Source organism: Limnobacter sp. MED105 (assembly GCF_000170915.1).
Lineage (GTDB): Bacteria > Pseudomonadota > Gammaproteobacteria > Burkholderiales > Burkholderiaceae_B > Limnobacter.
This window is the reverse complement of the sequence record NZ_ABCT01000007.1, coordinates 15,388-25,791: the sequence shown is the minus strand read 5'-3', so window position 1 is coordinate 25,791 and position 10,404 is coordinate 15,388. Positions and strand designations below refer to the sequence as shown.

12 protein-coding genes are annotated in these 10,404 nt (G+C 52.1%); 8 read left to right on the top strand and 4 right to left on the bottom strand.

The features are described from left to right. Positions 1-6: 6 nt before the first annotated feature. The 3 genes from LMED105_RS08265 to LMED105_RS08255 form a co-directional block, all read right to left on the bottom strand. Positions 7-912 carry an alpha/beta fold hydrolase gene (locus LMED105_RS08265; protein ID WP_008250162.1) on the bottom strand — a complete coding sequence of 302 codons (906 nt, stop codon included), beginning with the start codon at positions 910-912 and terminating at the stop codon, positions 7-9. Then, the gene (locus tag LMED105_RS08260; RefSeq protein WP_008250161.1) at positions 909-1,895 is read right to left on the bottom strand and encodes a hypothetical protein; all 987 of its coding nucleotides are present in this window, start codon (positions 1,893-1,895) and stop codon (positions 909-911) included. The genes LMED105_RS08265 and LMED105_RS08260 overlap by 4 nt, the downstream gene beginning before the upstream one ends. A gap of 115 nt (positions 1,896-2,010) precedes the next feature. Continuing rightward, positions 2,011-3,108, bottom strand: a complete 1,098-nt coding sequence (locus LMED105_RS08255) for a calcium/sodium antiporter (protein WP_008250160.1) — start codon at positions 3,106-3,108, stop codon at positions 2,011-2,013. A 149-nt stretch (positions 3,109-3,257) separates the two neighbouring features. Here LMED105_RS08255 and LMED105_RS08250 point away from each other — a divergent pair, with 149 nt between their 5' ends. Further along, entirely contained in the window at positions 3,258-3,617 is a 360-nt protein-coding gene (locus LMED105_RS08250; protein ID WP_156799606.1) for a hypothetical protein, read from the top strand. On the opposite strand, the gene LMED105_RS08245 is transcribed toward LMED105_RS08250, so the two are convergent. Next, positions 3,590-3,937 (bottom strand): DMT family protein, encoded by a 348-nt coding sequence (locus LMED105_RS08245; protein ID WP_008250158.1) that lies wholly within the window; start codon positions 3,935-3,937, stop codon positions 3,590-3,592. The two genes, LMED105_RS08250 and LMED105_RS08245, sit on opposite strands and share 28 nt — an antisense overlap. 121 nt (positions 3,938-4,058) lie before the next feature. Between LMED105_RS08245 and LMED105_RS08240 the strand changes: the two genes are divergently transcribed. The 7 genes from LMED105_RS08240 to phnE all read left to right on the top strand — a co-directional run bounded on the left by LMED105_RS08240 (position 4,059) and on the right by phnE (position 10,391). Then, positions 4,059-4,865, top strand: coding sequence for a DUF547 domain-containing protein (locus tag LMED105_RS08240; protein ID WP_008250156.1), 807 nt, complete (start codon positions 4,059-4,061; stop codon positions 4,863-4,865). Between the two features lie 17 nt (positions 4,866-4,882). Continuing rightward, entirely contained in the window at positions 4,883-6,238 is a 1,356-nt protein-coding gene (locus tag LMED105_RS08235) for an acetyl-CoA carboxylase biotin carboxylase subunit family protein (protein WP_008250154.1), read from the top strand. Then, a complete protein-coding gene (locus LMED105_RS08230) occupies positions 6,235-6,834 on the top strand; it encodes a YHS domain-containing (seleno)protein (protein WP_008250152.1) in 600 nt (199 codons plus the stop codon). The genes LMED105_RS08235 and LMED105_RS08230 overlap by 4 nt, the downstream gene beginning before the upstream one ends. A 120-nt stretch (positions 6,835-6,954) precedes the next feature. After that, positions 6,955-7,830: a putative selenate ABC transporter substrate-binding protein gene (locus LMED105_RS08225; RefSeq protein ID WP_008250150.1), complete on the top strand. Its 876-nt coding sequence runs from the start codon at positions 6,955-6,957 to the stop codon at positions 7,828-7,830. Between the two features lie 55 nt (positions 7,831-7,885). Next, positions 7,886-8,728 carry a phosphonate ABC transporter ATP-binding protein gene (locus LMED105_RS08220; RefSeq protein ID WP_008250148.1) on the top strand — a complete coding sequence of 281 codons (843 nt, stop codon included), beginning with the start codon at positions 7,886-7,888 and terminating at the stop codon, positions 8,726-8,728. After that, positions 8,725-9,573 carry an ABC transporter permease gene (locus LMED105_RS08215; protein ID WP_008250146.1) on the top strand — a complete coding sequence of 283 codons (849 nt, stop codon included), beginning with the start codon at positions 8,725-8,727 and terminating at the stop codon, positions 9,571-9,573. The genes LMED105_RS08220 and LMED105_RS08215 overlap by 4 nt, the downstream gene beginning before the upstream one ends. Next, positions 9,570-10,391, top strand: a complete 822-nt coding sequence (gene phnE, locus LMED105_RS08210; protein WP_008250145.1) for a phosphonate ABC transporter, permease protein PhnE — start codon at positions 9,570-9,572, stop codon at positions 10,389-10,391. The genes LMED105_RS08215 and phnE overlap by 4 nt, the downstream gene beginning before the upstream one ends. Positions 10,392-10,404: the final 13 nt, after the last annotated feature.

The following is a 10,404-nucleotide window of genomic DNA, read 5'->3' as shown; positions in this document are numbered from 1 at the left end:
ATCGATTCAATGAATTCTATCTTGACCATGCAGATGCGCAAGAAGTTCTTGCAACACGGCACCCGGTTGTTCGGCTTGAAGAAAATGGCCGCACCCGGACAGGGTACAGGCTCTTACTCCTTTCGGAAAATATTGTGTATCAACCATGGGCTTTTGCAGGGCAGCCTGCATGCAACCGTCATTTTCACCAGCCAGCACCAGTGTGGGCACATTCAGTGGTTTTCTGGACAGCGAGTAGATGGCACGGGTTACACCACGGTGCAATGTGAACAGCGATCGGTAGTAGCGGGTGGCCGCCCAAGCCACCCCGGGATTTGAAAACGCATCGAGCACTGGTTGAATCTCGGACTCGGCATACTGCCACCCTGGGGACCAACTGTTCCACAGCGCCCGAATGCGACCAAACTGATTGGCCACCAACCGAGCGGGTGCTGCGGTCGATTGCATTTCCAGCATGTATGCAGAAAGCACAAGCTGTTTGGGCATTAATCGCCAGGCCCGCTCAACTCTTTGAAATGGTGGAATTGCCAGCAGGCTGAGAGTTTTCCAGGCCTGTGGATCAGTGGCCGCTGCAGCCATGCCGGCCACGGCACCCCAGTCGTGCCCTATTAGGTGAACATCACGCCCTTCAAATAAATTTCGCCAGGCCAATAAATCAAGCCCTGCATTGAACGGATCATAATCTGCATTTGAATTAACCGAACCAGTGGTGTAACCGCGAAGCCATGGCCGCACCACAAGGTAGCCCGCCTGCACCAGCCCTTCGGCTACAGCGTGCCAGCTGTGCGGTGTGTCGGGGAAGCCATGCACCAACATGGCAACAGGGCCATTGGCGGGTCCACTCGCAGAACCCTCCACCATCGCACTCAGCTGCAAGTCATCGCGCTGCAAATTAAGAACAGAATACGTCATAGGGAGCGGCTGAAGTTACCTCTGAAAAATGCCTCCAGGCGGAAGGTCAAAGCCACATAGGGGTCGCGATTGCCTTCGGTCGGGAAATGAATTTCAGGAATGATGTCCATAAACAGAATATTTTTGTGAATGTCACGCCGATAATAGGCCTGCAAAATATAATCCTTGATTGTGTTCTCCCCGCGATCCTCGCCAACAACAATCAAGGCGTATCGAAGCGCAGTACGAGAGTCCAGAATACGGTTAATTTCAGCAGTCTGAGAAAACACCGTAGAGTCGCGCCTTTCGTCGTACTCTGCATAGGTTTGAAAACGCAGGGTTTTCTCTTCGTCCAGCGGCTTGTTTAAATCGAAATTGGTTCGCACCTGCAAGCCGCGCTGGTTGAACTGGGTCACCCGGCTTGAGGAATTGATTTGCCATTTGCTTTCGCTGAAATTCCACTGCCGCAAGGCGGAATAACGCAGGTAAGGATCAAGTGGTGCACCAAACTTCACACCCAGGCCCAAGCCCTGTACCCACGCCTGGGTGGGGTCTTTGGACGAACGCTGTTCCAGACCTACCGCCGAATTGTTGGTATCGAACCGTTCGCCACCGCGCACTTCTCGAATACCCTGCTCCGAAAGACGACCCAGAGGTTCTTCAATGTCACTTTCAATAATCAGGCGCAATCGTTTTTTGGTGGTGGGCATGTCCACCCGAAAGCGAACACTGGGGTCTAATTTGGAGTCGCCGGGCTGAAGCCGAGTGTCCAGCGCCACACGCAGAAACGATTGGTTTTCAACAAACAGGCTGTCTTCAGTGCCAAAAAACTGGTCAATATTGCGTGCAGTGTTGTCGACCATTCGGGTTAAATCATAATGCACTGGCTCAAAACGTTCTTGAAGCCAAACAGGCAAATCACTCTCTGTGTTCGCAGCTTGGGCAACACTGCCCAAAGTAAACACGCACAAACCAACGGCAACAACGGCGGGGGCTATTTTCAAAGCCTTCTCCTGATCAAGCTGTACTGCAGGTCAATACACGATACCAATGTACGCCTTTAAACAAGGGGGCGTAAGTCCCTGAATCTAGTGATCAATGCTGCTAAACACATCGAGTTCAAGCGTTTGAATTCCCCTCCCCGCCTTTTCTGCGCAACAAGCTGACCACCAGGGTGATCACCGTGATCGGCACCACAAAACTCAGCATGGTATTTGAATACAAATCGAGTGCATCATGGCCTTGCGCATCCAGAATCAAATACACCACATACGCGGTGTAGTAGGCCAGAAATACGCCACCTTCCCATCGCGCAATTTCTCGCCCGGTCAGGAAAATTGGCAAGCAGGCAAACGCCACCGCCAGCATCACCCACATATCAAACGCGAGCAAAGAAGGTGCAACTTGCAAGCCAGCGGGTACTGCCACCAGGCTTGAAATACCCAGGCAAGCAAAAATGTTGAAAGTTGAACTGCCCACCACATTGCCCACGGCAATGTCGCGCTCCCCCTTGAGTGCGGCAGCAATCGAAGTGGCCACCTCCGGCATGGAGGTGCCGGCCGACACAATGGTCAGTGCAATAACCACGTCGCTGACTCCCATGGCCTTGGCAAACACCACAGCTGAACCCACCAACCACTCTGAACCCAATACCAACAAACCCAAACCCAAAGCAATCAAAGCCAGTTGCACAGGCAATTTGGAATCCCAACTGCCTTGCGCAGCAGGGTGTATTTCTTGCTCATACTCAGCTTGAGCCTCTTTAACTTGGGTTCGGGACTGAATAATCAAAAAAGCGGTGTAAGCCACCATCAACACGACAAGAATACCGCCATCGCTCCATGACAATTGCCCATCCAGACTCAGCAGAAGAAGCAGTACCGATGCACCGATCATTATTGGTACCTCCTGGCGAATCAGTTGAAGATTCACCACCAGAGGTGAAATCAACGCACTTAAACCCAGAATAAACAGCACATTGAAAATGTTGCTGCCCACCACGTTGCCAATTGCAATATCAGTGGTCCCTACCAATACAGCACCCACAGATACCGCTATCTCCGGAGCGCTCGTACCAAAAGCAACCACCGTCAAACCCACCACCAAGGGCGAAATGCCGAACGAAAAGGCCAGGTTGGATGCACCACGCACCAGCACATTGGCCCCCAACACCAGCAAACCCAACCCGGCTACAAACAACAACACGTCGATGAGCATTCAACTTCCCCTGTGCAACAACCCCATTGTGAGGGATAAGAATTCGCTCGATTTCTCATCCCGGATGCGTTTCTCGTACGATACAAATGTTACCGCCTGAATTCTAAAAACGCATGAAACCTGTAATTTTTTGCCTCGAAGACTTTGAAATGCATCGTTTTGTTCTGGAAACGCATTTGACACGCCTGCTCGCCGATCGGGTCGAGGTGAAATACTTCAGGAGCCTCGCACAGCTAAAGGCCTCGAACAGCCGTTGCCAGCTTCTTATCTCAGATCTGAATGTAATCGACTCCAAAGCAGAAAACACCGCCCGCTTTTTGCTCGAGTATTGCGAACACACACCTGTCATTGTTCAGTCCACCGAGGAAGAACTGCCATGGCAGCTGGAACAGCAAGCTGCAGGTCGAATTCAAGCCGCTGAAAAAGGCGGTCAAGGTCAAAGGTTTACACAGGCCATTGAACACTTCATGGCGCAGTGTGATCAAAGCTTGTCCCTAAAAATGAAATAAGCTGCACCCACCAGGCACAAACCGGCCCACAAATAATCAAGCTTTAGCGGCTCTTTCATATAAAACACCGCAAACGGCACAAACACCGTCAACGTGATGATTTCCTGCATCACTTTCAATTGCCCCACCGACAACACCGTGTATCCAATACGGTTAGCAGGCACCTGAAACAGGTATTCAAACAAGGCAATTCCCCAACTGACCAAGGCAGCAATAATCCAGGGTTTCTGGCTCATGTCTTTCAAATGGGCATACCATGCAAAGGTCATGAAAATATTGCTGATCAACAACATGGCAATGGTGACCGGAACAGCGGGCATGGCAACTCCAGATGATTTGACGAACTTGCGGCATTGAATCTGAGCTAGTGTAACCAAATTGCCGTACTGAACGAATACGCTACCTAGACTCAAATTCAAATAACCGAGTAATCAATTTGCCATGCTTAAATTTGTAAAAACATTGTTGCTGGTGATCGCATTTTCAATCAGCAGCGCCAGTTTTGCAGCCGACTTTGACCACAACTACACGGCGTGGAACAGTCTGCTTGCCAAACATGTGAAGTGGCTACCCGACAACAAACAAACCGCTGTGGACTACGCGGGCTTTCAAAAAGACCGCCAGGCCTTGAAAGCCATTCTCGGCGACTGGTCGACGCTTAGCCAAACCGATTTCAACAGCTTCTCGAAAAGCCAGCAAATGGCATTCTTGATCAACGCCTACAATGGTTTCACCATTGAGTTGATTTTGACCAAGTATCCAAAAATCAAATCCATCAAGGAAATCGGAGGCGTGTTCAGTAGCCCCTGGAAGCAGGAGTTTTTTACATTGCTGGGCGAAAAGCGACACCTGGATTGGATTGAACACGAGCAACTTCGCCCCAAGTACAAAGAACCCCGCGTTCACGCTGCTGTAAACTGCGCCAGCATTGGCTGCCCGGCCTTGCGCAACGAAGCCTTTACCGCAATCAAACTGAATGCCCAGTTGGACGACGGCATGCGCCGTTTTCTAAGCGACGCCAGCCGCAACCGGGTCAAGAACGGTGAGTTGCAAGTGAGCCCGATATTCAAATGGTTTGCCGAGGACTTTGAAAAAGGACATCAGGGTTTCAAAGAAGTGAAGGATGTATTTGCCAAATGGGCCAAAGATATGGGCTCTACGCCGGAAATAGTCGATAGAATCGCATCCAAATCATTGCCGGTGACGTATACAGAGTACGACTGGTCGCTCAACGACATCCCACGTTAATCCTGATTCACCGATTCATGCCTCATCCAAAAACGCTGCTACTGTTTAATTACGACTGGGACGAACAAGGAGCCAACCGGCTTCGTGCCCAGTGGCCCAGTGTGGCTTCAGGATTTGATTTGTTCAGCTTTCCGAGCAATGCACGCCTGGCTTGGTTCGACACCGAGCGCTTCGTGGCCAAGGCTGCAGTACTGGCCAAACTTCACGGTGCAAAAGCTGTGGCGTCCAACCACGAACAGTTTGGTGCCCTGTGCGCTGCCCTGCTGGCCGAAAAAATGGGCTGGCCCGGCACGCCTGTGAACGCCATTCTGGCTTGTCAGCACAAATTGCACGCCCGCGAGGTGCTGGAGCAAGTAGCGCCGGAAGCGAACCTGCCTTTCGCCAGACTGAATGCAGCCTATGGCGGCCCTGTGCCCCAAGGTATTGAATATCCACAATTTGTGAAACCTGTGAAGGCCGCTTTCTCGGTGTTGTCACGACAGGTTAAAAATGCCCAGGAACTGCACGACCACACCCGCTTTGGGCCCTGGGAACTGTGGGTGATCAAGCACCTGGTTGAGCCGTTCGAGCGCGTCGCCAAGAAACGGCTTCCTGAAGCAGGCACTGCGCACAGCATGATGCTGGAAGCCCCCATGCGTGGGCGGCAATTCAACCTCGACGGCTATGTGTGGCAAGGCCAGGTTCGACCGCTGGGCGTGGTGGACGAGGTCATGTACCCAAACACCGATGCCTTCATGCGCTTTGAGTACCCCAGCAAATTGCACCCTGATGTACAGGCACGCGCGGCCGATGTAGCAAGGCGTTTTCTGAACGCAGTTGGTTTTGATCATGGTTTGTTCAACATGGAATTTTTCCATGACGAAGCCACAGACAAAATCACCGTGATTGAATTCAATCCACGTATGGCCTCGCAGTTCTCTGACTTGTATTTGCGCGTGGACGGCATCGATCTGCATGAAATCGCATTTGCACTGGCGCACGGCATTGACCCGGCCACACTGGCACGCCAGGTGCCCACTGCAGGCGCCACCGCCAGCTTCGTGTACCGCTCATTCGATCCGAAAGCCACGGTACCATTTCCAAGCTTTGTACAAAAAACCACTTTCCGGAAAGCCTTTCCGGATGCCTTGCTGTTTGAATACCCCAAAGACACCAAAGAGTTGCACCGGGATTTCAAGTGGCTGCGCAGTTACCGCTATGGAATCATCCACTTGGGTGGCGACAACCCTCGTGATCTAAGGCATCGCTGCGAACAGGCGAGCGCCATGCTAGGCTGGCCAGCGCCTTATCTTGAAGACCCGGCAGGAACTGTTTTCAGCGAAACAGGTCAGTTCATCGACTTGATTCAACCCCGCACAGGAGAAGTATTTTGACATTTACACGCACCCACAAACTATTGATCGCCGCCAGCCTGGTGTTGGGCCTAAGCGGCTGTAGCGCAATGACCGCCCAAAACCCCGCCAGCGAATTGACGCCTGTGAACGCCGCAGAAATGGAAGGTGCAGATCGCCTGATGCTGTTTGGCGCCGATGTGGTGGCCTATTTCACACAAAACGCCTACGTGCAGGGAAAGCCTGAGTTCAGCAGCACCTACCAGGAAGTGGATTTTCACTTCTCGAGCGCTGAACACAAGGCGCTGTTCGATGCAGAACCCACGAAATACATTCCTCAATATGGCGGCTACTGCGCCAACGGCATTATGTTCGGCATTCCCTGGGGTGGCAATGCCACCGACTTCAACGTGGTGAACGGGAAACTGTACATTTTCGGCGGCACGGTGTCGCAAGCGGCCTTCGAGCTTGAAATGGAGAAAAATATTGCCTTGGCTGACGACTATTGGGAGCAAGAGGTGAAGGGCAACAACAGCTTCATTCAACGCGCAAAGCGCCTCGTCATTCGCGTACCGCACTACAAAACCGGAGAAGAGCAGGCCGCTGAAGTTCAGGCCGCCGGTAAGCTGGGCAGCTGAAGATTAAAAATTAAATGTTAAAAAAACAGTCGTACAAACATTTCATCATTGAAACGTGAATTGTTTGTGCGATCATCAATTTTCGAGTTTTTTCCAATCGTTCTATATAACGAGGTACTCATGAAAAGTTCAGCAATTTCCATTTCACGTCGTCTCTTTTCTGTGGCAGCCATTGCGCTGGCTGCAGGTTTTTCCGTTTCAGCCCACGCAGAACAGGTCTTGAAGGTATCCACCATTCCTGAAGAGGCGGCTACCGAGCAAATCCGTAAATTTGAGCCACTGGCCAATTACTTGTCCAAAGCTGTGGGCATGAAAGTCGAGTTCACCCCAGTGAGCGACTATCCAGCTGCTGTGGAAGCATTGGCCAATAAAAAAGTCGACTTGGTATGGCTGGGCGGATTCACATTTATTCAAGCATCTCGCCGTTCCGATGGCAAGGTGATTCCAATTGCACAACGCGTGGAAGACACGAAATTTCAGTCTGTGTTTATCGCCAAAACCGATTCAGGCATCAAAAGCCTGCAAGACATGAAGGGCAAGCAAGTGTCATTCGGGTCACAAAGCAGCACCTCGGGCCACCTAATGCCCCGCAATTTCCTGCTAGAAGCGGGCCTGGAACCCGAGAAAGCCTTCAAACGTGTGGCTTATTCAGGCGCGCATGATGCAACCATTGCATCTGTTGTCAGTGGCAAAGTGGATGCTGCAGCACTGGACATCACTGTGTGGAAAAAATTCGTGGACGCCAACAAGGTCGACACCAATGCAGTGAACGTGTTTTATACCACCCCACCGTATTACAACTACAACTGGACCGTTCATCAGGACATGCCCGCAGAACTTCGCAAGAAGATTCAAAAGGCCCTGTTTGACCTGGACCCGGCAGTACCCGAACATGCCGAGATACTGAAGTTGAACCGTGCCACTCGTTACATCGATACCAAGCCCGAGAACTACAAAGGACTTGAGGCTGCTGCAAAAAGCGCAGGCTTGTTATAATCGAACGGTTGAGGGGCTGATCAGCCCCTCACTGTTTTAAAGGAAGAGCCGCGCAGTGAAGCTTCAAATTCAGGACATCGATGCCTGCCACCCCTCAGCGCCAACCGGCGGTATTCCTGCAATCAAGCGCATGTCCTTGACTATTCAGGCAGGTGAGCAAGTCGCCTTGATAGGTCCATCTGGCGCTGGCAAAACTACCCTTTTGCAGGTATTGGCCTGCACGCTCAAACCGCTGAACGGTGAATTCAAGGTGAACAATCAATCGCCTTGGGCACTGAGCAAACGCAAATTACAAAAACTGCGCGGAAACCTGATTGTCGCCCCGCAGGTGCCCCCCCTACCCCCCAGGCAAAGGGTAATTACATCCGTATTGGCCGGAAAGCTTCCAGCGATGGGATTGCTTCAGAGCATCAAATCACTGTTTTATCCGGTAGACATTCCCGCTGCGCACAGCGCACTGAGCAAACTGGATTTGCCCGAGAAAATATTTGAACGTGTTGACCGGCTCTCTGGTGGTGAACGTCAGAGGGTGGGTCTCGCGCGTTTGTTCGTATCGCCTGCCCAGTTGTGGCTTGTGGACGAACCTCTTTCAGCATTAGACCCCACAAGGGCACGCCAGGCCATGTCTGCGTTGACCGAATCCGCTACGGAGAATGGCATTACCCTGGTGTGCACACTGCATCAGGTTGACATGGCGCTTGCTTTCTTCAAGCGTATTGTGGGTTTGCGAAACGGTCAGATTGAATTTGATCTGCCAACAGAACAGGTAACACCTGCCATGTTGAAAACCTTGTATTCGCAATACGAACATGAACTGCTCGGTCAGGTAGACCGCGAATTGATCGAGAAGCAGTTCGAGAAAATGACACCCGCCGTGGTGGTCAACAATTGTCGATGAGCAGCCTGCCTGTGCACAATCCGCGGTTTGACGTGCCGCTACGCGACCCCGCTTGGCACCAACGAGTCTTCTGGATTGTGTTTTCCCTGGTGCTGGTTTGGCCGTTGGCAGTGGCCACCGAATTCCGCCCGGGAGTGCTGTTTGAAGCCGAGAATATGCGGATCAGCGCCGAATTTATAGGCAGTTTTTTTCCGCCTGTGCTCGAACCTGACCTACTGTGGCGAATAGTTGACGCCACCTGGACCACGGTTGCCATCGCAACGGCGGGTATGGTCATGGCGCTGACCATTGCATTTCCGCTCACCATTTTGTCCACCCGTGTGCTGTCAGTTTCCGCCATTTCGGGCCGCATGAATGCACTGCCATTTATTGTTCGACAAACCATTCGCTGGGTGCTGATTTTTCTACGCAGCATTCCCGAACTGGTTTGGGCCTTGGTGTTTGTGCGCGTGGTGGGCCTGGGCCCCACGGCGGGCGTGTTGGCCATTGCACTGACTTACGGCGGCATGTTGGGCAAGGTGTACGGCGAAATTCTGGAAAGTGGTGAAACCACGCCCACCGAGACATTGCTGCGCAATGGCAGCGGTCGTTTGCAGGCATTCTTTTACGGCTTGTTACCCCAGAATGTGATGGAGCTGACGTCTTACACGGTGTATCGCTGGGAATGTGCCATTCGATCATCCGTGGTTTTGGGTTTTGTCGGTGCAGGCGGACTGGGTCAGGAACTGGACAATTCGATGAAGATGTTCAATGGTGGAGAAGTATCCACCATGCTGATCGTATTCATTTTGCTGGTAGCACTGGCTGATGCGGTTAGTGCATTTTTCCGCAAGAGGCTTGTATGAGCGCACAGCCCAACCCAACGCCCTGCCCAAGCAAAGCCCCCGCGATCATGAAAAGCGGCACGGCCATGTTGCTATTGGCCATGCTGTCACTGATTATCGCCAGCTTCTGGACATTGGGCCTGAAATGGGGCGATTTTCTGTCCATGGAAGCCTTCAGATCCATGGGACGCTTTGTTGCTGAATTTTTTCCAATCGAAACTGACTCAGAATTTCTCGTCAAAGTAGGCTGGGGTACTGTTGAAACACTGGCCATGTCCCTAATGGGTACCGCCCTTGCCGCCCTGGCTGGGCTGGCGCTGGCAATCCCGGCCAGCAAACTGCACAGTGGCGACAAAGGCTTAATGCGCACGCCGACCCGCTGGGTTCTGAATGCATTGCGCTCCATTCCGGAATTGGTGTGGGCAGCACTTTTGCTGATTTCAGCTGGCCTGGGGCCATTCGCTGGTACATTGGCATTGGCTTTTCACACCACTGGTGTACTTGGGCGATTGTTTGCCGAGTCTATCGAGAATGCGCCGCCAGAGCCTGCGGATGCCCTTCGTACCCAAGGAATCGGGAACTTGCGCGTGTTTTATTTCACCACCTTGCCACAGGTAATCCCGCAACTGATGAGCTATACCCTCTACCGGTGGGAAAACAACATTCGTGCTGCGGCCATTCTGGGCGTGGTTGGTGCCGGTGGTTTAGGTCAGCTTCTATCTTTCCACATGGGCTTGTTCCAAATGGGCAAGACAGCAACCATATTGGCCGCCATGTTACTGTTGGTGGCAATCGTGGACAGCATGAGCTATCACCTTCGCCGTCGTATGACCCGTTAATCGATCTGAACCA

Coding starts and splice junctions, on each gene's coding strand:
- LMED105_RS08235 (WP_008250154.1), top strand. CDS start 4,883: ATGCCTCATCCAAAAACGCTGCTACTGTTTAATTACGACTGGGACGAA.
- LMED105_RS08245 (WP_008250158.1), bottom strand. CDS start 3,937: ATGCCCGCTGTTCCGGTCACCATTGCCATGTTGTTGATCAGCAATATT.
- LMED105_RS08215 (WP_008250146.1), top strand. CDS start 8,725: ATGAGCAGCCTGCCTGTGCACAATCCGCGGTTTGACGTGCCGCTACGC.
- LMED105_RS08265 (WP_008250162.1), bottom strand. CDS start 912: ATGACGTATTCTGTTCTTAATTTGCAGCGCGATGACTTGCAGCTGAGT.
- phnE (WP_008250145.1), top strand. CDS start 9,570: ATGAGCGCACAGCCCAACCCAACGCCCTGCCCAAGCAAAGCCCCCGCG.
- LMED105_RS08250 (WP_156799606.1), top strand. CDS start 3,258: ATGCATCGTTTTGTTCTGGAAACGCATTTGACACGCCTGCTCGCCGAT.
- LMED105_RS08225 (WP_008250150.1), top strand. CDS start 6,955: ATGAAAAGTTCAGCAATTTCCATTTCACGTCGTCTCTTTTCTGTGGCA.
- LMED105_RS08240 (WP_008250156.1), top strand. CDS start 4,059: ATGCTTAAATTTGTAAAAACATTGTTGCTGGTGATCGCATTTTCAATC.
- LMED105_RS08255 (WP_008250160.1), bottom strand. CDS start 3,108: ATGCTCATCGACGTGTTGTTGTTTGTAGCCGGGTTGGGTTTGCTGGTG.